20 protein-coding genes and 1 tRNA gene are annotated in these 20,504 nt (G+C 72.1%); 17 read left to right on the forward strand and 4 right to left on the reverse strand.

The annotated features are described in order from the left end of the window. The first annotated feature begins 8 nt into the window (after window positions 1-8). Window positions 9-82, forward strand: a tRNA-Gly gene (locus tag ACLJQE_RS27425). Here the strand turns inward: ACLJQE_RS27425 and ACLJQE_RS27430 are convergent. After that, window positions 34-4,728 carry a HAMP domain-containing protein gene (locus tag ACLJQE_RS27430; RefSeq protein ID WP_410642481.1) on the reverse strand — a complete coding sequence of 1,565 codons (4,695 nt, stop codon included), beginning with the start codon at window positions 4,726-4,728 and terminating at the stop codon, window positions 34-36. The two genes, ACLJQE_RS27425 and ACLJQE_RS27430, sit on opposite strands and share 49 nt — an antisense overlap. Before the next feature lie 139 nt (window positions 4,729-4,867). Between ACLJQE_RS27430 and ACLJQE_RS27435 the strand changes: the two genes are divergently transcribed. The 3 genes from ACLJQE_RS27435 (at window position 4,868) to ACLJQE_RS27445 (ending at window position 7,403) form a co-directional block, all read left to right on the forward strand. Then, a complete protein-coding gene (locus ACLJQE_RS27435) occupies window positions 4,868-6,478 on the forward strand; it encodes a SpoIIE family protein phosphatase (RefSeq protein ID WP_410642264.1) in 1,611 nt (536 codons plus the stop codon). An 89-nt stretch (window positions 6,479-6,567) separates the two neighbouring features. After that, window positions 6,568-7,110: a type 1 glutamine amidotransferase domain-containing protein gene (locus ACLJQE_RS27440; protein ID WP_410642265.1), complete on the forward strand. Its 543-nt coding sequence runs from the start codon at window positions 6,568-6,570 to the stop codon at window positions 7,108-7,110. A 128-nt stretch (window positions 7,111-7,238) separates the two neighbouring features. After that, window positions 7,239-7,403: a hypothetical protein gene (locus ACLJQE_RS27445; protein ID WP_410642267.1), complete on the forward strand. Its 165-nt coding sequence runs from the start codon at window positions 7,239-7,241 to the stop codon at window positions 7,401-7,403. Window positions 7,404-7,473: 70 nt separating this feature from the next. On the opposite strand, the gene ACLJQE_RS27450 is transcribed toward ACLJQE_RS27445, so the two are convergent. Next, the gene (locus ACLJQE_RS27450; RefSeq protein ID WP_410642268.1) at window positions 7,474-7,884 is read right to left on the reverse strand and encodes a hypothetical protein; all 411 of its coding nucleotides are present in this window, start codon (window positions 7,882-7,884) and stop codon (window positions 7,474-7,476) included. Between the two features lie 156 nt (window positions 7,885-8,040). Here ACLJQE_RS27450 and ACLJQE_RS27455 point away from each other — a divergent pair, with 156 nt between their 5' ends. From ACLJQE_RS27455 to ACLJQE_RS27480, 6 genes are all read left to right on the forward strand, one after another. Further along, on the forward strand, window positions 8,041-8,466 hold the full coding sequence (locus ACLJQE_RS27455; RefSeq protein ID WP_410642269.1) for a helix-turn-helix domain-containing protein: 426 nt from the start codon (window positions 8,041-8,043) through the stop codon (window positions 8,464-8,466). After that, complete coding sequence (locus ACLJQE_RS27460; RefSeq protein WP_410642270.1) at window positions 8,463-9,317, forward strand: alpha/beta fold hydrolase; 855 nt, start codon at window positions 8,463-8,465, stop codon at window positions 9,315-9,317. Before ACLJQE_RS27455 ends, ACLJQE_RS27460 begins: the two co-directional genes overlap by 4 nt. Further along, on the forward strand, window positions 9,314-9,676 hold the full coding sequence (locus ACLJQE_RS27465) for a DUF4180 domain-containing protein (RefSeq protein WP_410642271.1): 363 nt from the start codon (window positions 9,314-9,316) through the stop codon (window positions 9,674-9,676). The genes ACLJQE_RS27460 and ACLJQE_RS27465 overlap by 4 nt, the downstream gene beginning before the upstream one ends. Before the next feature lie 63 nt (window positions 9,677-9,739). Then, a complete protein-coding gene (locus ACLJQE_RS27470) occupies window positions 9,740-10,843 on the forward strand; it encodes a hypothetical protein (RefSeq protein ID WP_410642272.1) in 1,104 nt (367 codons plus the stop codon). Between the two features lie 139 nt (window positions 10,844-10,982). Continuing rightward, on the forward strand, window positions 10,983-11,822 hold the full coding sequence (locus ACLJQE_RS27475; RefSeq protein WP_410642273.1) for an SAM-dependent methyltransferase: 840 nt from the start codon (window positions 10,983-10,985) through the stop codon (window positions 11,820-11,822). A gap of 112 nt (window positions 11,823-11,934) precedes the next feature. Next, complete coding sequence (locus ACLJQE_RS27480; RefSeq protein WP_410642274.1) at window positions 11,935-12,171, forward strand: hypothetical protein; 237 nt, start codon at window positions 11,935-11,937, stop codon at window positions 12,169-12,171. Window positions 12,172-12,230: 59 nt separating this feature from the next. Here ACLJQE_RS27480 and ACLJQE_RS27485 read toward each other — a convergent pair whose 3' ends face one another. After that, window positions 12,231-13,064 (reverse strand): aldo/keto reductase, encoded by an 834-nt coding sequence (locus ACLJQE_RS27485; RefSeq protein ID WP_410642275.1) that lies wholly within the window; start codon window positions 13,062-13,064, stop codon window positions 12,231-12,233. Between the two features lie 23 nt (window positions 13,065-13,087). Beyond that, window positions 13,088-14,272: an MFS transporter gene (locus ACLJQE_RS27490; protein WP_410642276.1), complete on the reverse strand. Its 1,185-nt coding sequence runs from the start codon at window positions 14,270-14,272 to the stop codon at window positions 13,088-13,090. Window positions 14,273-14,402: 130 nt separating this feature from the next. Between ACLJQE_RS27490 and ACLJQE_RS27495 the strand changes: the two genes are divergently transcribed. The 7 genes from ACLJQE_RS27495 (at window position 14,403) to eboE (ending at window position 20,421) form a co-directional block, all read left to right on the forward strand. Continuing rightward, window positions 14,403-14,864, forward strand: coding sequence for a MarR family winged helix-turn-helix transcriptional regulator (locus ACLJQE_RS27495; RefSeq protein ID WP_410642277.1), 462 nt, complete (start codon window positions 14,403-14,405; stop codon window positions 14,862-14,864). Between the two features lie 276 nt (window positions 14,865-15,140). Beyond that, window positions 15,141-16,262, forward strand: a complete 1,122-nt coding sequence (locus ACLJQE_RS27500) for an inositol-3-phosphate synthase (protein WP_410642278.1) — start codon at window positions 15,141-15,143, stop codon at window positions 16,260-16,262. After that, a complete protein-coding gene (locus tag ACLJQE_RS27505) occupies window positions 16,259-17,086 on the forward strand; it encodes an SCO3242 family prenyltransferase (RefSeq protein WP_410642482.1) in 828 nt (275 codons plus the stop codon). Before ACLJQE_RS27500 ends, ACLJQE_RS27505 begins: the two co-directional genes overlap by 4 nt. Beyond that, window positions 17,083-17,904 (forward strand): sugar phosphate isomerase/epimerase family protein, encoded by an 822-nt coding sequence (locus tag ACLJQE_RS27510; protein WP_410642279.1) that lies wholly within the window; start codon window positions 17,083-17,085, stop codon window positions 17,902-17,904. The genes ACLJQE_RS27505 and ACLJQE_RS27510 overlap by 4 nt, the downstream gene beginning before the upstream one ends. After that, a complete protein-coding gene (locus tag ACLJQE_RS27515; protein WP_410642280.1) occupies window positions 17,901-18,446 on the forward strand; it encodes an EboA domain-containing protein in 546 nt (181 codons plus the stop codon). Before ACLJQE_RS27510 ends, ACLJQE_RS27515 begins: the two co-directional genes overlap by 4 nt. Continuing rightward, a complete protein-coding gene (locus ACLJQE_RS27520; RefSeq protein ID WP_410642281.1) occupies window positions 18,446-19,297 on the forward strand; it encodes a TatD family hydrolase in 852 nt (283 codons plus the stop codon). The genes ACLJQE_RS27515 and ACLJQE_RS27520 overlap by 1 nt, the downstream gene beginning before the upstream one ends. After that, window positions 19,294-20,421 carry a metabolite traffic protein EboE gene (gene eboE / locus ACLJQE_RS27525; RefSeq protein ID WP_410642282.1) on the forward strand — a complete coding sequence of 376 codons (1,128 nt, stop codon included), beginning with the start codon at window positions 19,294-19,296 and terminating at the stop codon, window positions 20,419-20,421. The genes ACLJQE_RS27520 and eboE overlap by 4 nt, the downstream gene beginning before the upstream one ends. Window positions 20,422-20,504: the final 83 nt, after the last annotated feature.

The following is a 20,504-nucleotide window of genomic DNA, read 5'->3' on the forward strand; positions in this document are numbered from 1 at the left end:
GGGGGCACGCGGGTGTAGCTCAATGGTAGAGCCCTAGTCTTCCAAACTAGCTACGCGGGTTCGATTCCCGTCACCCGCTCCAGCAGGCCAGCCGGCCGAAGAGGCGGCGTCGCGGGTCGATGCGGCGTCCGCCTCCAGGGATGCCGCGATCACGTCCAGCAGCTTGTCCGTGTCCACCGGCTTCGTGATGTAGTCGTCCGCGCCGCTGGCCAACGTCCTCGCCCGGTCCTCGGCCGTGGCCTTGGCCGTTACCGCGATCACCGGCAGGTCCGCGTTGGCCGCCTCGGCGCGGATCGCCGCGATCGTGGCGTTGCCGTCGAGCTCCGGCATCATCACGTCCATCAGGACCAGCGCCGTGTCCTCGTTGCGCTCCAGGGCCCGGATGCCGTCCACGCCCGTCTCCGCGTAGATCACGTCCAGGCCGGCCTGCTCCAGGACCGCGGCCAGGGCGAACACGTTCCGCAGGTCGTCGTCGACGATGAGGACCTTCTCGCCGTGGAAGCGCTTGGGCGTGACGTCCGGGGCCGCCACCAGGACCGTGCTCGGGACCGGGGGGAGGCGGGGCGAAGACAACGCCGTCACCGCCGGGTCCACCAGGTTGGCCGCCGCCACCGGGAGGTACAGGGTGAACGTCGAGCCGACGCCCGGTTCGCTCATCACGCGCAGCTCGCCGCCCAGCAGCTCCGTCAGCTGCTGGCTGATGTTCAACCCGAGACCCGTGCCGCCGTACTTGCGGCTCGTCGTGCCGTCCGCCTGGCGGAACGCCTCGAAGATGACCGCCAGCTTCTCCTCCGGGATCCCTATCCCGGTGTCCTCGACCGCGAACGCGATGATGCCCGGTGCGTTCCGCAGCGCCTCCTGCTCCACCTCCGCCGGGTCCGCCGCCCGGATGTGCAGCCGGACGCTGCCCTCGTCGGTGAACTTCGCCGCGTTCGACAGCAGGTTGCGCAGGATCTGCTGGAGCCGGTGCTCGTCGGTGTGGACGCTGCCCGGCACCGGCGGGTCGATGTGGACGGCGAACTCGAGGCCCTTGTCCGCGGTCAGCGGGCGGCACAGCGACTCGACGTAGTCCACCAGCTCCGGCAGCGTGATGTCGGACATCTGCATGTCCAGCCGGCCCGCCTCGACCTTCGCCAGGTCCAGTATGTCGTTGATCAGCTGCTGCAGGTCCGAGCAGGCCGCGTAGATGGTCTTCCCGAACTGGATCTGCTTCTCCGTCAGGTTCCCTTCCGGGTTCTCCGACAGCAGCTTCGCCAGGATCAACGCGCTGTTCAGCGGCGTCCGCAGCTCGTGCGACATGTTCGCCATGAACTCGGTCTTGTACTGCGACGCCACCGTCAGCTGCCCGGCGCGCTCCTCGAGCTCCTGACGCGCCTGCTCGATCTCGCTGTTCTTGACCTCGATGTCGCGGTTCTGCTGGGCCAGCAGCGCGGCCTTCTCGGCCAGCTCGGTGTTGGACCGCCGCAGCTCGCCCTGCTGGGCCTGCAGCTGCTCGGACCGTGCCCGCAGCTCCTGCGCCAGCCGCTGGGACTCGGTGAGCAGCGCCTCGGTCCGCGAGTTCGACAGGATCGTGTTCACGTTGACGCCGATCGTGTGCCGGAGCTGCTCCAGCAGGTCCTGGTGGACGGTGCTGAACTCGTTCACCGACGCCAGCTCCAGCACCCCGAGGACCTCGCCCTGGAACAGCACCGGCAGCACGATCAGGTTCACCGGCGCGGCCGAGCCGAGCCCGGACGAGATGAGCGCGTACTCCGGCGGCGCGTTGTGGACGAGGACCGTCCGCTGGTCGACGGCGGCCTGGCCGATCAGCGACTCGCCCATCGCGAACCGCAGCCCCGCGCGGGACTGCGCGAGCCCGTACGCGGCGATGCACTCGAGCACCGTCCCGTCGCGGTCGTCGTCGCGGGCCAGGAAGAACGCACCTTGCTGGGCCCGGACCAGGGGGGCCAGCTCGGACAGGATCAGCGCCGCGACCGACACCAGGTCGCGGTGCCCCTGCATCCGGCCCGACAGCTGGGCGAGGTTCGTCTTCAGCCAGTCCTGCTCGCGGTTGGTCCTCGTCGTCTGCTTGAGGTTCGCGATCATCTGGTTGATGTTGTCCTTGAGGTCGGCGACCTCGCCGGACGCGTCGACCGTGATGTGCCGGGTCAGGTCGCCCGCGGTCACCGCGGTGGCCACCTGGGCGATCGCGCGGACCTGGGTGGTCAGGTTCCCGGCCAGCTGGTTCACGCTCTCGGTGAGCCGCTGCCAGGTGCCGGACACGCCGTCGACCTCGGCCTGGCCGCCCAGCTTGCCCTCGGTGCCGACCTCGCGCGCCACGCGCGTGACCTCGGAGGCGAACGCCGAGAGCTGGTCGACCATCGTGTTCATCGTGGTCTTGAGCTCCAGGATCTCGCCGCGGGCGTCGACGTCGATCTTCTTGGTCAGGTCGCCCTTGGCGACCGCCGTGGTCACCTGGGAGATGTTGCGCACCTGGCTGGTCAGGTTGTGCGCCATGAAGTTGACGTTCTCCGTCAGGTCCTTCCAGGTCCCGGCGACACCCGGGACGCGGGCCTGACCACCGAGGATGCCTTCGGTGCCGACCTCGCGGGCGACGCGGGTGACCTCGTCGGCGAACGCGCGCAGCGTCTCCACCATGCCGTTCAGCGTCTCGGCCAGCGCCGCGACCTCGCCCTGGGCCTCGATGCGGATCTTCTTCGACAGGTCGCCGTTGGCCACCGCGCTCGCCACCGTGGCGATGTTGCGCACCTGGTCGGTCAGGTTGTCGGCCATGACGTTGACGTTGTCGGTGAGGTCCTTCCACGTGCCCGCGACGCCGCGGACGCGGGCCTGGCCGCCGAGGATGCCTTCGGTGCCGACTTCGCGCGCCACGCGGGTGACTTCGTCCGCGAACGCGGACAGCTGGTCCACCATCGTGTTCAGCGTCGTCTTGAGCTCGAGGATCTCGCCGCGGGCGTCGACGGTGATCTTCTGCGTCAGGTCGCCCTTCGCCACCGCCGCCGTCACCTGGGCGATGTTCCGGACCTGGTCGGTCAGGTTGTTCGCCATCGAGTTGACGTTGTCGGTCAGGTCCTTCCAGGTGCCGGCGACGCCGGGCACGGCGGCCTGGCCGCCGAGCTTGCCTTCGGTGCCGACTTCGCGCGCCACTCGGGTGACTTCGTCCGCGAACGCGGACAGCTGGTCGACCATCGTGTTCAGCGTGTTCTTGAGTTCCAGGATCTCGCCGCGGGCGTCCACCGCGATCTTCTGGGTCAGGTCGCCGCGCGCGACGGCCGTGGCGACCTGGGCGATGTTGCGCACCTGGGTGGTCAGGTTGTTCGCCATGAAGTTCACGGACCCGGTGAGGTCGCGCCAGGTGCCCGCGACGCCGGGGACCTGCGCCTGGCCGCCCAGCTGACCCTCGGTGCCGACCTCGCGCGCCACTCGGGTGACTTCGTCCGCGAACGCGGACAGCTGGTCGACCATCGTGTTCATGGTCGTCTTGAGTTCGAAGAACTCGCCGCGGGCGTCGACGGTGATCTTCTGCGTCAGGTCGCCCTTCGCCACGGCCGTGGTGACGTGCGAAATGTTGCGGACCTGGTCGGTGAGGTTGTCGGCCATCTGGTTGACCGAGTCGGTGAGGCTGCGCCACGTCCCGGCCGCGCCGGGCACCTCGGCCTGCCCGCCGAGCTTGCCCTCGCTGCCGACCTCGCGCGCCACGCGGGTGACTTCGCCGGCGAACGCCGAGAGCTGGTCGACCATCGTGTTCAGCGTGTTCTTCAGCTGCAGGATCTCGCCGCGGGCGTCGACGTCGATCTTCTTCGTCAGGTCGCCGCTGGCCACCGCGGTCGCCACCTGGGAGATCCCGCGGACCTGGTCGGTGAGGTTGTCGGCCATCAGGTTGACCGAGTCGGTGAGGTCGCGCCACGTGCCGGCGACGCCCGGCACCTGGGCCTGGCCGCCGAGCTTGCCGTCCGAACCGACCTCGCGGGAGACGCGGGTGACCTCGTCGGCGAACGCCGAGAGCTGGTCGACCATCGTGTTGATGGTGTTCTTGAGCTCGAGGATCTCGCCGCGGGCGTCGACGTTGATCTTCTGGGTCAGGTCGCCGCGCGCGACGGCGGTGGTGACCTGGGCGATGTTGCGGACCTGCTCGGTGAGGTTGTCGGCCATGAAGTTGACCGAGTCGGTCAGGTCGCGCCAGGTGCCCGACACGCCCGGGACGACCGCCTGGCCGCCGAGACGTCCCTCACCCGCGATCTCGCGGGAGAGCCTCGTCACTTCGGCGGCGAAGCGCGACAGCTGCGCGATGAGGCCGTTGACCGTCTTCGCCAGCGTGGCGTACGCACCCCGCAGCGGGCGTCCGTCGAGGGTCAGCGTCATCGGCTGGGACAGGTCGCCGTCGGCGACGCCGCCGAGCACGCGCTCCAGCTCGATCGCCGGCCGGGTGAGGTCCTCGACCAGGCCGTTCACGGCGTCGACGGCGGTGGTCCAGCCGCCGGGGCCGACCTGGCCTTCGAGCCGCTCGCCGAGCCTGCCTTCCTGCCCGACGGCCGCGCGGACCCGCAGCAGCTCGCTGACCAGCCGCTGGTTGCGCTCGGCGATGTCGTTGAACGCGACGGCGAGCTGCGCCGAGATGCCGTCGCCGTGCGGCACGAGCCGCCGGCGGAAGTTGCCGTCCCCGAGATCCCGCACCGCCACGAGCACCCGCTCCAGCGCGGCCGCTTCGCTCTGGGATTCCGTTGTCATGTGTGCCGACCCTCTCCACCACGCATGCGCCAGCCATGGTCGTCGACCCAGCGTGCCATGCTTCGCCCTACACTTCGAGCCAGCCCGCCCGCTCACGCGGTAGCCGTGCGACAGCAGTCCGGAGGCAGGAGGTCCGTGCATGGTGTCACGTCCGGCCCCGGCTTCGGCGGCCCCGCCGCCGATGACCGGTGACGGCGGGCCGCCGGGTTTCGACGCCTTCGGGCGGGCCGTCCTCGAAGACGTCCGCGACGCGGTGTTCCTGCAGGACGCCGCGGGCGTGGTCCGCTGGGCGAACCCCGCGGCGCGGGCGATGACCGGCGACGCCGAGCCACACCTGCGCGCCGTCACCGAGGCTTCCGGGGCTTCGCCCCGGGCCGGGGGCTCCGCCACCCGGACCCCCGCAGAACCGGTGGCCGGCCACCTCGAAGTGGCAGGCCACCGCCGCTCCGCCCGGATCCGCGCCCTGCCCGGCGGCTGGCACGCCTGGACCGTCCCCGCCGACGACGTCCCGCCGCGGCGCGTGGCCGACTTCCTGGCCGAGACCGGTCCCCGGCTGGCCGCCGCGCGCGGGCGCCACGGCACCGCCAGGGTGATTGCCGAGCTGGCCGCGTCCGCGCTGGCCGAAACCGTCTTCGTGCTGCTGCCGACCACCCGCGGCCGGTGGGAGTGGTGGAGCTGCGAGCGTCCGGCCGCGCAGGGCCACGGCCGGATCCGGCGGGTGCCGGCCCAGGTCGCCCCGGTGCTGGCGGCGACGTTCGGCGCCACCGGGCCGCCGCAGCAGGCGCCCGTGCCGGTGTCCGAGGTCGCCACGCTGCCTTCGGTCGTCGCCGACCGGTTCGCCGGGCACACCGACGTCTCGGTCGTCTCGCTCGGGCCGAGCGTGAGCGCCGAGGTCACCGGCGCCCTGCTGCTGGGCCGGCGCGGCGACGCCGAGTTCGGCGCGGAGCAGTCCCGCGCGGTGGCCGGGTTCGCCGCGGCGGCCGGGACGGCGCTGGCCAACGTCCAGCGCTACACCCGGCAGGAAGAGGCCACCCGCGGCCTGGAGACGACGCTGCGCCCGATCGATCCGCCGGCGCTCGACGGCGCCCGGTTCGAGACCTGGTACGAGCCGGCGGGCGGGGTCCTCGCCGTCGGCGGCGACTTCTTCGACGTCCTGCCCCACGACGACGGCAGCGCCTTCCTGGTGCTCGGCGACGTCTGCGGCAAGGGGCCGGAGGCCGCGGCATTGACCGGCCGGGTCCGGCACGCACTGACCGCGCTCGCCATGGTCGAACGCGACGGCCGCACGCTGCTGCGGCTGCTCAACGAGCTGCTCATCGCCGGGGGCAGCAGCCGGTTCGCCACCCTCGTGCTCGGCACGGCCAAGCCGTCCGACGGCGGCGTCGGCCTGACGCTGGCCTCCGGCGGCCACCCGGCGCCGCTGATCGTCCGCCGGTCGGGGGTGGTCGAGGAGGTCACCGTGCCGGGCACGCTGGTCGGCATCTCGCCGCAGGCCCGGTTCGCCGAGGCCGAGGTCCGGCTGGAGCGCGGCGACGTGTGCCTCCTCTACACCGACGGCATCACCGAAGCCCGCAACCGTCACGAGCAGACGGAACTCTTCGGAGACGACCGGTTGCGCGCCGTGCTCGCCGCGGCGGCGGGCGAGCCGGCCCGCGAGGTCGTGCGACAGCTGCGTCAGGCCGTCCGCGACTGGCTCGGCAGCTCCGCACACGACGATATCGCTGTGCTCGCCATCGAATGTGGAGACTGATCCTACTGTCCTTTGTGGACTTTGTTTGATGCCGTGAAGAGGGGGTAATTACCCCGGTGCACTCAGTTTCCGACCGACGGAGGAGCCCCATGGCGAACGCATTGCAAGGACGCCGGGTCGCGATCCTGGCCGCGGACGGCGTCGAACAGATCGAGCTGGAGAAGCCGCGCCAGGCCGTCCTCGACGAGGGCGCGACGGTTGAGCTGGTGTCCCTGGACACCGGCGAAATCCAGGCGATGAACGGCGACATCGACAAGGGTGACCGGTTCTCGGTGGACCGGAAGGTCGCCGACGTCGAAATCGGCGACTTCGACGCGCTGCTGCTGCCCGGCGGCACCATGAACCCCGACAACCTGCGCACGGACCCCGCCGCGGTCAAGTTCGTCGGCGACTTCGTGCGGGCCGGCAAGCCGGTGGGGGTCATCTGCCACGGTCCGTGGACGCTCGTCGAAGCGGATGTCGTGCGTGGCCGCACGCTGACGTCGTACCCGAGCATCCGGACGGACATCCGTAACGCCGGCGGCACGGTCGTCGACGAAGAGGTCGTAGTGGACAACGGACTGGTTTCCAGCCGGAACCCGGACGACCTGCCGGCCTTCTGCCAGGCGGTCGTGCGGGAGTTCGCGGCGTGATCCCACCGTCCACGTTGGACCGTCACCCGATCGTGTGTTAAGTCCCGCTTAAATCTGTTGGCTTTCGGCACCTCGGCGGAGCACGCTGGGGTGTGTCGAGGATCGCCCGTGGAGAGGAGGTGGACGCGATGACTGTGCACGCAAGGCGCCACGGCCGCTGGTGCCGTGAACACTTCGACGCGATCGCCGCCGAGGGCGTTCCCGCACCCCGCGGCGGCGAGCCCGCCGACCAGGCCGTGCCCCAGTCCGAGCCGGAGCCGGTTCAGCCGGGTGCCGAACGGCCGCAACGCTGACCGGCCACAGCTGACCGACACGAACGAAGGCCTCCCCGAACCGGCCGGTTCGGGGAGGCCCTTTCGTGCGTCAGCGGTAGCTGCGCCGGTACCAGACGCGCCGCGGGCCGGGTACGCCGATCCGCGTGATGGCGTCGGTCAGGATGGCGCCGATGATGAGCCAGAGGACGGCGGCGAGGCCGTCGTTGAGGAACGTCCGCAGCCCCTCCGAGTCCGGCGTGAAGAGGTTTCGCAGGCCGAGTGACACGCCCGACGACCATTCCGAGATCAGGTGCGCGAAGCCGTTCGCCGAGTTCGCCCCGCCCAGCACCAGCACGATGTGCACGGCCAGGACCAGCGCGAACACCGCGCAGACGAGGTGGATGAGGGCGTTGATCGTGCGCACGGCCCGGATGCGCGGGTGGGTGCGCTCCACGATCTCTTCGGTGGGTGCGGGCTCGTACGGCGATCCGTACGGCTCCGGAGGCGGGGGATACGGCATCGTCGGCGCCGTCCTTTCGACTGTCCGATGTGGACGTATCTGGGCGAACAGGAACAACACTCGGAAATACCCGTCACCCGGGTGAGCGAACCCTTTACTCCTCAAAGTTCCCTAACAAGCCCGTGATAGGGTAGTTTGAGGAACGCAAGGAGGGTTATGGCGCAGGACGTCTTCTCTGTCGAACAGGTGGCCGCGAAGCTCGGCCTGCACGTCCGGACGGTCCGGAACTACGTGCGGGACGGGCGGCTGAAGGCGGTCCGGATCGGCAAGCAGTACCGGATCACGGCCGAGGACCTGGCGGCCTTCACCGGGCTGCCGGTCGCCGAGCGGGCCGCGGTCCCGGCCGCGGAGCTGTCCGGCGTCGTCGAGATCGACGGCGTCGACCGGGCGGCGGCCGACCGGATCGCGACCATGGTCGTGGCCTCGGTGAACGGGCCGCGGGACGGTGGTGAGCGGCCCCTGCGCGTCGAAACCATCTACGACGGGGAGCGCGCCACCATGAAGATCATCGTGCTCGGCGACCTGGCCGCGGGGGCCGACCTGCTGCGCTGGGTCGCCTCGATCACGGAGAACCTGACGTGACCGCCGGCTACCGTTCGGCGGCCGGGGCGAGCGCGGTCCGCGAACGCTATGACACGCTCTTGGACCGCTGGCCCGTGCCGTCCGCGCGGCGCACGCTGGGCACCCGGCTCGGTGCCACGTTCGCCGTGGTGTCCGGCCCGGTGGACGCGCCACCGGTCGTCGCGCTGCAGGGTTCCGGCGGCACGGCCGCGCACTGGCTGCCCGACATCGCCACGCTGGCCGGGCGGCTGCGGGTGTACGCCGTCGACGCGCCCGGCGAGCCGGGCCGCACCGTCGGGGCGCGGCCCCCGCTCGGGTCGCCGGCCTACGCCGAGTGGCTCGACGACGTCCTCGACGAGCTCGAACTGCCGCGCGCGGCCTTCCTCGGCACCTCGCTGGGCGGCTGGTGGGCCCTGGACTACGCGCTCCGCCGTCCCGAGCGGGCCGGTGCGCTGGCGTTGGTCAACCCGTCGGGGATCGGACGGCGCCGGACCGCGCCGCTGCTCAAGTTCGCGTTCTACGGCCTCCTCGGCGGCTGGGGTCGGCGCCGGTCGCTGGCCATGGTCGCCGCGGGCAGCCCCGCCGACCCGGGGTGGCGCGCGGTCGGCGAATTCACCCTCGCCACGTTCGAGCACTTCAAGCCGCGCCTGGAGGCGATCCCGGTGTTCCCGGTCGAGCGCCTGCGTGAACTGGTGATGCCGGTGCAGGCGCACTTCGGGGCCCGTGACGTCCTCCTCGACCAGCGGGACGCGGCGGCGAAACTGCGGGAAGCCCTCCCGGACGCCGACGTCCGGCTGGCCGAAGACGCCGGGCACTTCCTGCCCGGCTGGGCCGGCGCCGCCGCCGGATTCCTGGCAGGGAAGCGATCGTGATCGACCGGCGCCACGGCACCGGGGTGTGGTTCGAGCCCGCCGAAGGCCCCGAGCTGCACACCGAACAGGACGCCGTCGACCTGATCGGCGCCACCTACGGCCACGGCGCCGACGTCATCGTCGTGCCGGTCGGACGGTTCCCCGCCCGGTTCTTCGACATGCACGAGAAGCTCATCGGGCACTTCTTCTCGAAGGTCGTCCAGTACGGCTACCGGCTGGTCCTGTTGGGTGACGTCCGCGGGCACATCGAAGCGAGCACCGCGTTCCGCGACGTCGTGCGGGAATCGAACCGTGGCAAGGACGTCTGGTTCGTGGCCGACCTCGCCGAGCTCGACGCCCGGCTGGCCGCACGGCGCTGAGCCGGGCGGCGCAACCGGCGCGCGGGTGGGCAACCCCCGACCCGCACGGGGCGTCAGGTGATCATGAGAACTCCCCGGCGCTGTGCGCTGCTGGTGTCCGTCTTCGCTCTCTTGGCCGCTTTCGCCTCGCCCGCAACGGCAGGAACGGTGGTCCCGCCGGGTTTCCAACCCGCGTCGACCAGCTGGACCGGTCCGGACACCGGCTACGTCCTGGGGTACTGGCCGTGCGCGAAGTCGTGGTGCCCGGCGCTGCTGGGCACCACCGACGCCGGACGGCACTGGCGGCGGCTGGGCGCGCCGCCGGTCCCGCTGCCGGACAACCACAACCACGTCGCGCTGAGGGCCTTCGGCGACCGGGTCGCGTACGTCAGCGACGGCGTCCACGTGCGCACGACCCGCGACGGCGGCAAGACCTGGCAGCCGGTCGTCCTGGCCGGGGCGCGGGAGCCGTACTACCTCTCGAAGATCGCCGAAACCGGCGGCCGCGTTTTCGCGCTGCTGACCACCTACGGCGAGGGCCGTGGCTCGACGCGGCTGTACTCGGCGACCGCCGGCTCGCCGGTGCTGGTGCTGGTGCCGGTGCCCGGGTTCGCGGTCACCGGCAGCCTCACCTACGGCGACCTGGCCGTCGGCGGCGGCCTGCAGATCGCGCTCGGCGCGGACTACGGCACCGAGCAGTACTGGACCTCCCGCGACGGCGCCCGGTTCACCCCGGCCGATCCGCCGTGCCCGGAGGGAGCGGTCGCCTCGCTCGCCGGGGTCCGCGAACGGCAGGTCGTGGCGTTGTGCAGCAGCGGTCCCGGGTCGCCGCGGCCGGGCTCGACCGAGCGGCTGCTGCGGCACGCGCCGCAGCTCGGCGCGCGGTTCGACGACGACGGCGCGGCGCCGTTCGCCGGCATCAACCAGGGCTTCGCCGCCGCCTCGCCGACGTCCGCGGCGGTCGCGGCCGTGGGCGGCGGCGTCGGGTTCCTGCACACCACGGCCGACGGCGGCCGCACCTGGACGACGTTCGAGCTGCCCGACCGCGGCTTCGCGCTGACCGATCTCGACTTCCCCGGCCGCGGCACCGGCGTCGTGGTCGACGGGCAGCCGGACGCCGAAGGCGGTTCCGCCGTGTACCGGACCACGGATGGGGGACGCAGCTGGCGAGAACTGCGGTTCGGGTAGTTCTCCCTGGCAGGTAAGGCCCTTGTGTCCGGTTCACTTGGTGAACCCCATGTCGTAACCTGAGCACTGTCCGTTGCCGGACACGGTGAGCGAACCCGGGCAGGGGGTCGTCACCACGCGCAGAGTGGGAGAGCAGCCGATGACGCCTGGCGACCTGCGGTCCGGAACCGAGGGCGGTGCGGCCGCCCTCGATTTCAGCAAGGCGAGCCTGGCCCGGCTGTCCGACGCCCTCCTCGGCGGGCACGACCACTACGAGGTGGACCGCGAAGCGATGCGGCGGCTGCTGGCCATCGCGCCCGGCGCGCAGGCGATGGCGAAGGAGCACCGCGACTGGCTGGTGCGCGCGGTGCGGTTCCTGGCCGGCAAACGCGGCATCGACCAGTTCCTCGACCTGGGTTCCGGCATGCCGACGGCGGAAAACACCCACGAGGTGGCCCAGCGGTACAACCCGGACGCGCAGGTGGTGTACGTCGACAACGACCCGGTCGTGCAGGTGCACGGCCGGGCGCTGCTCGAGGAGAACTACCTGACCCACGTGACCGGCGCCGACCTGACGCGGCCTGCCGAAACCCTCGCCGACGAGGTCGTCAAGGAGTACCTCGACTTCACGCGGCCGGTGGCGCTGATCCTCACCTCGATCGTGCACCACATCGACGACTACGACCGCGCGAAGTCGATCGTTTCCCAGTACGTCGACGCGCTCGCGCCCGGGTCGTTCCTGCTGCTCACGCACCACTTCGACCCGGACGAGGATTCCCCGCGCCAGGAGCTGGCGCGGCTGCTGGAGACCAGCTTCCAGGGCACCGGCCTGGGCAGCGTCCACCGCACCCGCGAGCAGATCGCGGGGTTCTTCGAGGGCACCGAGCTGCTCCGGCCGGGACTGGTCTACCTGCACGAATGGTGGCCGGACGGCCCGCGGCTGCACCCGCTCGGGGAGCTGAACTTCCTCACGCTGGGCGGAGTCGCCCGCAAGCCGTGAGGCGCGTGGGCCGTCGGCACCCTGTCGAATTCACTCGTTCGGCTGACAGGCGGGCCCGTTTCATGATTGTTTGTCCCCGCACGTGTTCCAAGAGAAAACGGGGGCCAGACAGGTGAAGAAGATCGCGGCGGCTGCTGCCGTCATGGGCGCGCTGGCGTCCACGGTCGTGTTCGCGCAGCCGGCGAGCGCGGGGGACAGCCAAATCCTGAAGTACCAGTGGAGCTACGGGGCCGGCTACGAGTACGAGTGCTACGCCGACGGTCAGTGGTACGTGCAGACCGGCGGGTTCGTGCGGTTCGAGTGCCGTCCCACGACCTGGTCGTGGGAGCTGTGGGCCGTCACGCGGTGACCACGGCGCCATGATGGCCACCTTGAGGGCTCCGCGTCCCTCAAGGTGGCCTTGCCGGGTCAGGCGGCGTTGAAGCTGTCCGGGTCCGGGCCGGTGCGCTCGCCGCGGTCCAGCGGGGTCAGCGACTCCATTTCCTCCTCCGTGAGGGTGAACCCGAACAGGTCAAAGTTCTCCGCGATCCGGGACGGCGTGACCGACTTGGGGATCACGACGTTGCCGAGCTGCAGGTGCCAGCGCAGCACGATCTGCGCGGGCGTGCGGCTGTGCTTCACCGCCAGTTCGGCCACCACCGGGTCGCCGAGCAGGCTGCCGCCCTTGGCGAGCGGGCTCCACGCCTCGGTCGCGATGCCCTGCTTCGCGTCGAACTCGCGGAGTTCGCGCTGCTGCAGGTACGGGTGCAGCTCGACCTGGTTGACGGCGGGGGCGATCTCGGCGACGTCGAGCAGGCGCTCGAGGTGCGTGGGCTGGAAGTTGGAGACGCCGATCGCGCGGACCCGGCCGTCGGTGTAGAGCTTCTCGAACGCCCTCCAGGTGTCCAGGTACTTGTCGCGCGCCGGGGTCGGCCAGTGGATCAGGTAGAGGTCCAGCTGCTCCAGGCCGAGCTTGCGCATGCTCTCGTCGAACGCCTCGAGCGTCGAGTCGTAGCCCTGGGCCGCGTTCCACAGCTTGGTGGTGACGAACAGTTCGTCGCGGGCGATGCCGGACTCGGCGATCGCCTGGCCGACGCCCTTTTCGTTGCCGTACACGGCGGCGGTGTCGATGCTGCGGTAGCCCGCTTCGATGGCGGCCTTCACGGCGGTCGCGGTCTCGTCGTCCGGGACCTGGAACACGCCGTAGCCGAGCTGCGGCATCCGCACGCCGTTGTTGAGTTCGATGACGGGCACGCTGGTCACGAGTGGTCCTTTCGGTGGGTGGTTCATCGGGCGAGTACCCGTTCCCCGGCTTCGAAACTAGCCGGGGCCCGGCGGTCGAGCAGTCCGGAGACGAGCGCCACGGCGAGGCCCGCCGCGGCGAGCACGGCGCCGATCCAGCTGGGGGCGGTGTAGCCGAGGCCGGCGTCGACGGCCTGGCCGCCGAGCCACGCACCGCCGGCGTTGCCGAGGTTGAACGCGGCGATGTTCGCCGCCGACGCCAGCGCCGGCGCGCCCTCGGCCTTGGCCATCACGCGGGCCTGCAGCGGCGGCACGGTGGCGAAGCCGGCCGCACCGAACAGCACGATCGTGATCGCCGCGGGCACCTTCGCGTGCGCGGTGAAGACGAACGCCACCAGCACGAGCGCCAGTGCGGCGAGGATGACGTAGAGGCTGGGCATCAGCTTGCGGTCGGCCGCCTTGCCGCCGAGCAGGTTGCCGGCGAACAGGCCGGCGCCGAAGAGCACGAGCAGCCAAGTGACGGCGCCGCTGGAGAAGCCCGCGACCTCGGTCATCATCGGGGCGATGTAGGTGAAGGACGCGAACACCCCGGCGAAGCCGAGTGCGGTCGTCGCCAGCGCGAGCCACACCTGCGGGCGGCGGAACACGGCCAGTTCACCGCGCAGGCCCGCACCCGGCGCCGGTTCCCGGTGCGGCACGAGGGCGAGGATGCCGATGGCGCCGGCGACGCCGAGGGCGCTGACCACCCAGAACGTCGAGCGCCAGCCGAAAGCCTGTCCGAGCGCGGTGCCGGCGGGCACGCCGAGCACGTTCGCCACGGTCAGCCCGCTGAACATCAGCGCGATGGCGCCGGCCTGCTTGGCCGGGGCGACCAGCGACGCGGCGACGACCGAGCCGACGCCGAAGAACGCGCCGTGGCTCAGCGCCGCGACGACCCGCCCGGTCATCAGCAGGCCGTAGCTGCCCGCGAGCGCCGAGAGCACGTTGCCCGCGATGAACAGGCCCATCAGGGCGACCAGCACGGTCTTGCGCGGCACGCGTGAGGCGAGCGCGGTGAGCAGGGGAGCGCCGACGACGACGCCGAGCGCGTAGCCGGAGATGAGCAGGCCTGCGGACGGGATCGAAACGCCGAAATCGGCCGCGACCTCGGGCAGCAGGCCCATGATCACGAACTCGGTGGTGCCGATCCCGAAAGCGCTGATCGCCAGTGCGAGCAGAGCGGCGGGCATGGACTTCCTTCTTCCCGGAGTAGAGTGGTGGCGTTGGCAACTACAAGCGTCCGAGATAGTTGCAGACGCCGTATATTGCACAAGCTTGCGACTTGGCGGGCTGCGTGCGCAAGCCGGGGAGAGGTGAACCGTGTCACTGGACGACGACGCCGTCGAAGCCCGCGCGCAGGGCTGGCGCACGCTGGCCGCGCTCCACGCGCGGATCGAGGACCGGCTGCAGCGAGCGCTCGAGCGCGACCACGAGCTGTCGGTGAGCGAGTACACGGTCCTGGACGTCCTGGCCCGCCAGGACGGCTTCCACCTCCGGATGAACCAGCTCGCGAACGCGGTGGTGCTCAGCCAGTCCGCCACGACGCGCCTGGTGGCGCGGCTCGAGGGCCGCGGGCTGCTGGCCCGCTACCTGTGCGCGGACGACCGCCGCGGAATTTACACGGAGGTGACGCCGGCGGGGCAGGCGTTGCTGACGGCGGCGCGTCCGACGCACGACACGGCGCTGGCGGAGGCGCTGGCGGAGGCGGAGACGCGGCCGGAGCTGGCCCCGCTGGTCGGGGCGCTCGGCGCGCTCAGCTTCCCCGGGGCCGCTTCGGCCTGACGGGTCCCGGGACTTTCCTCCGCCTGACGGCTTTTCCGCGGCGATTCCGCCGGACAACGCCGCCCTGTCCGCCATGTTGTCTGCACGGACGGACCGGTTTGGGCGCTCCTGCCGGTATCGTGCAAGTGGGGGGCCGATGCCGTCGGCCGTGAAGTTCTTACCAGGCACCAAAACCCAGTACCGCCGCGCCGTCCGGAGCTCTGGACGGCGCGTGATCTCTCGCTGTGTGGACCCGCGTCGGGCCGGCGTGGGCTGGACCGGGGAACTGGAGGAACCATGGGGAAGATCGGGGTCTGGCTGATCGGCGCCCGCGGATCGGTGGCCACCACGGCCGTCGCCGGGGCGGCCGCCCTGCGGGCGGGACTCGCCGGGCGCACCGGCTGCGTGACCGAACTGCCGGACTTCGCCGGGGCGGCGCTGCCCGGCCTGGGGGACCTGGTCTTCGGGGGGCACGACCTGGTGGACACGCCGCTGGTCAAACGGGCCGAACACCTGGTGGCCGCCGGAGTGCTGCCGACGGCGCTGCCCGGCGCGGTCGCGGCCGAGCTGGTGGCGGCCGAGGCCCGGCTGCGCCCCGCCCCCGCCGGCGCCGGTCGCGCGGCCATCGACCAGGTGGTCGCGGACCTGGCCGAGTTCCGGACGGGACTGGACCACGTCGTCGTCCTCAACGTCGCCTCCACCGAGCCGCCGTGCGACCCGCACCCGGCCCACGCTTCCCTGGCCGCTCTCGAAGCCGCGCTGGACGCGGGCGAAGACGTGCTGCCCGCGAGCGCGCGCTACGCCTACGCCGCATTCCGCGCCGGTTGTGGCTTTGTCGACTTCACCCCGTCCACCGGGGCGCGCCTGCCCGCGCTCGGCGAACTGGCCCACGCCACCGGGCAGCCGTACGCGGGCCGGGACGGCAAGACCGGCGAGACGTTGCTGCGGTCGGTGCTCGCGCCGATGTTCGCCCAGCGCGGGCTGGACGTCCTGGCCTGGTCGGGCACGAACCTGCTCGGCGGTGGTGACGGCGCCACGCTGGCCGACCCCGGGGCCGCGGCCAGCAAGAACGCGTCCAAGCAGCAGGTACTGGCCCGGAACCTGGGCCACCCGGTCGACGGCGAGGTGCACATCGACCACGTGCCGGCGCTCGGCGACTGGAAGACCGCATGGGACCACGTGCTGTTCGAAGGGTTCCTCGGCGCGCGGATGACGCTGCAGCTCACCTGGCAGGGCTGCGACTCGGCGCTCGCCGCGCCGCTGGTGCTCGACCTCGCCCGGCTGACCGGCAAGGCCTGCCGCGAGGGCGTTGCCGGGCCGGTCGCCGAGTTCGGGTTCTTCTTCAAGGACCCCGTCGGCGACGGCCCGCACGACCTGGCGTCGCAGTACGCGGCGCTGCGTGAGTGGGCGCACCGGTGAAGGCGCTCGCCGAACTCGTCCGCGCGCCCGCCGCGCTGACCGTGCCCGGGGACGCCGTCGCCGGTGCCGCGGCCGCGGGCTGGCCGTTCGGCCGCCGCACGCTCGCCTTGACCGGTGCTTCGGTCTGCCTCTACTGGGCGGGCATGGCGCTCAACGACTACGCCGACCGCCGCCTCGACGCGGTCGAACGGCCCGAACGGCCGATCCCGTCGGGCCGGGTCGCCCCGAAGACCGCGCTCGGCGTCGCCACCGCGCTGACCGCGGGTGGGCTGGGCATCGCCGCGGCTGCCGGGGGACGGCGGGCGCTGCGCGTCGCCGGTCCGCTGGCCGCGACCGTCTGGGCCTACGACTTCGCGCTCAAGAACACCGTGCTCGGCCCGGCCGCGATGGCCGCGGCCCGCACCCTCGACGTCCTGCTCGGAGCGGCCGGGGCGAAAGCCGCGCTGCCCGCGGCGCTGACCGTCGGGGCGCACACGTACGCCGTAACAACGCTGTCAAGGTCCGAAGTGGACGGTGCGAAGCCCGCGCTGCCCGCGGCCGCGCTGGCCGCGACCGCCGTCGTGGGGATCGCCGCCGGCCGCGGCGGCCTGCTGTCCTCGGCGTTGCTCGGGACGTATGCGGTGACCACCGGCGGAGCGCAGTACGACGCCGTCCGCGACCCGGCCCCCCGTAAGATCCGGCGGGCGGTCGGGGCCGGGATCCACGGCATGATCCCGCTGCAGGCCGGGCTGATCGCGCGGACCGGCGCGTGGCGCCCGGCGCTGGCCGTGGCCGCCGCGTTCCCGCTCGCGCGGTTGCTGAGCCGGAAGGTGTCGCCGACATGAGGTTCGGGTACGGCACCAACGGCTTCGCCAACCACCGGCTCGGCGACGCCCTACGCGTGCTCGCCGACCTCGGGTACGACGGCGTCGCGCTCACCCTCGACCACCAGCACCTCGACCCCTTCGGACCCGGCCTCGCCCGCCGGGTCGCTGCCCTGGCCGCGGAGCTGGACCGGCTCCGGCTGGCCGTGGTGATCGAGACGGGCGCCCGGTTCCTGCTGGACCCCTGGCACAAGCACGCGCCGACGTTCCTGGACCCCGGCCGCGCGCGCCGCGTCGAGTTCCTGACCCGGGCGGTGGCGATCGGGGCCGACCTCGGCGCGGAGGCCGTCTCCTTCTGGAGCGGCAACCGGCCCGCGGACCTCGCTCCCGAGGACGCCTGGGCGCACCTGGTCGACGGCTGCGCCGAGGTGCTCGAGGCCGCCGACGAGCACGACGTCACGCTCGGGTTCGAACCGGAGCCCGGGATGCTCGTCGAGGACCTCGACGGCTACTTCGAGCTGGCGCGCCGGCTCGGCGATCCGGCGCGGTTCGGGCTGACGCTGGACATCGGGCACTGCCGGTGCAATGAGACGGCGTCCGTGCCGGACTGCGTGCGCCGCGCACTGCCACGGCTGGTCAACGTCCAGATCGACGACATGCGCCGCGGCACGCACGAGCACCTGGAGTTCGGGAAGGGCGAGATCGACTTCCCGCCGGTGCTGGCCGCACTGGCGCAGTACGCCGGGCTCGTCGCCGTCGAACTGCCGCGGGACAGCCACGCGGCCCCGCTGATCGCCCGGGAATCCCTGGAGTTCCTGCGGAAGGCGGTGGCGGCGTGACCGGCTGGCTGGAAGGCGCACTGGCCAAGGTGGCTGCCGACGCGACGGCGTTGCGCACGGTCTTCCCCGCCGTCGGCCGGCACTGCGGCCGGGGGCCGTCGGACGTCCCCGGCCGGACGGTCGACGACGTGGCCCGCGTCCGGCTCCTGCAAGCGGCCCCCGGCGCCGCGGCGGAACTGCCGGGGCTCTACCGCCACGGCGACGCCGCGGAGAAACGCGCCGTCCTGCACGCACTGTCTGTCGTGGACATCGGAGACGCCGGGGTCGAGCTGGTCGCGGACGCCCTGCGCACCAACGACACCCGCCTGGTCGCCGCGGCGATGGGTGAGTACGCCGCCACGCACCTCGACGACGCCGCGTACCGCCACGGCGTCCTCAAGTGCGTCTTCATGGGTGTTCCGCTGGCGAACGTGGCCGGCCTGGACCGCCGGACCGACGAAGAACTGCTGCGCATGCTGCGGTCCTTCGCCGCCGAACGCACCGCGGCGGGCCGCGAAGTCCCCGCCGATCTCCGCACCCTGCTGAACGAACAGGACGGCTGATGCGCATCTTCGATCCCCACATCCACATGAGCTCCCGGACCACCGACGACTACGCGGCCATGCACGCCGCCGGGGTGCGGGCGCTCGTCGAGCCGGCGTTCTGGCTGGGCCAGCCGCGCACGAACGTCGGCAGCTTCACCGACTACTTCGACTCCCTCGTCGGCTGGGAGCCGTTCCGCGCGAGCCAGTTCGGCATCGCCCACCACTGCACGATCGCGCTCAACCCGAAGGAGGCCAACGACCCGCGCTGCGTCCCGGTGCTGGAGGTGCTGCCGCGGTACCTGGAGAAGGACGGGGTGGTCGCGGTCGGCGAGATCGGCTACGACTCGATGACCGCCGACGAGGACAAGGCGTTCGCCGCGCAGCTCGCGCTGGCGATCGCCCACGACCTGCCGGCACTGGTCCACACCCCGCACCGCGACAAGGCGGCCGGGACCGAGCGGAGCATCGCCGTCGTCCGGGAGTCGGAGATCGCGCCGGACCGCGTCGTGCTCGACCACCTCAACGAGCTGACCGTCGCGATGGCGAAGGAATCGGGCTGCTGGCTGGGTTTCTCCATCTACCCGGACACGAAGATGGACGAGGACCGGATGGTCGCGATCCTGCGGGAGTACGGCACCGAGCGCGTGCTGGTGAACTCCGCCGCCGACTGGGGCAAGAGCGACCCGCTCAAGACGCGCCGGACCGGCGAAGCGATGCTGGCCGCGGGGTTCACCGAGGACGACGTCGACCGGGTGTTGTGGCGCAACCCCGTCGAGTTCTACGGCCGGAGCGGGCGGCTTTCGCTGGAATCGGAGACCGCGGCCGCCGAGTTCGCGGGCAACTCGATCCTGCGGGGAGCACGCAAGTGAGGTTCCGGCACCGCGACGGCACCCTCGTCCACCTCGCCTACTGCACCAACGTGCACCAGGCCGAAGACCTCGACGGCGTGCTGGCCCAGCTGGCCCGCTTCGGCGAGCCGGTCCGCGAGCGCCTCGGCGTGGACCGGCTCGGGCTGGGGCTCTGGCTGGCCCGGCCGGTGGCTTCCGAGCTGGCCGGCGACCCCGCCGCGGTGGCCAGGCTGCGCGCCGAGCTGGCGGCGCGCGGGCTGGAGGTCGTCACCTTCAACGGCTTCCCGTACCAGGGCTTCCACGACCCGGTGGTCAAGCACCGGGTCTACCGGCCGGACTGGGCGACACCCGAACGGACGCGGTACACCCTGGACCTCGCGCGGCTGCTCGCCGAGCTGATGCCGGCCGACGCGGTGCGCGGCAGCGTGTCGACACTGCCGCTCGGCTGGCGCACGGACTGGCGGGGCGACGGCGGGCAGCTCGACGTGCTCGCCAAGGGGCTGGCCGGGCAGGACCGCCCGGTGCGCGTGGCGTTCGAGCCGGAGCCCGGCTGCGTCGTCGAGACCACCGCGCAGGCCGCGGCCTTGCTGTCCGAAGTGGACAATGAATGGCTGGGCGTCTGCCTGGACGCGTGCCACCTCGCGGTGGGCTTCGAGGACCCGGCCGCCGCGCTGGGCCGGCTGGACGCCGCCGGGCTGGCGGTCGTCAAGCTCCAGGCGTCGGCCGCCCTCGAGGCCGCGGATCCGGCCGATCCGGCGACGCGGGCCGCTTTGGAGTCCTTCGTGGAGCCGCGGTTCCTGCACCAGAGCACCGAAAGCGCCCCGCCCGGCGCCGACGACCTCGATCTGGCGCTGGCCGGTGGCCTGCCGGGGAAAGCGCCGTGGCGGGTGCACTTCCACGTGCCGCTGCACGCCGACCCGGCGCCGCCGCTGACGTCGACCCGGCCGGTGCTGGCGGGCACGCTGGCCGAGCTCTTCGGCGGCGAGGCCGCGCGCACCGACCACGTCGAGGTCGAGACCTACACCTGGCAGGTGCTCCCGGACGCACCCGCCGACGACGCCGGGCTGGTCGCGGGCATCGCGGCCGAGCTGGACTGGACCCGGCGACAACTGACCGCGCTCGGCCTGGAAGAGGTGTGCGCATGAGTGAGCCTGCGAACGAATCATTCAACACTGCGCCTTCGGCTCAGGCCGCACCGAGTGTCAGCGAGGTGTGCGCATGAGTGAGC

Source organism: Amycolatopsis sp. lyj-346 (assembly GCF_046548975.1).
Lineage (GTDB): Bacteria > Actinomycetota > Actinomycetes > Mycobacteriales > Pseudonocardiaceae > Amycolatopsis.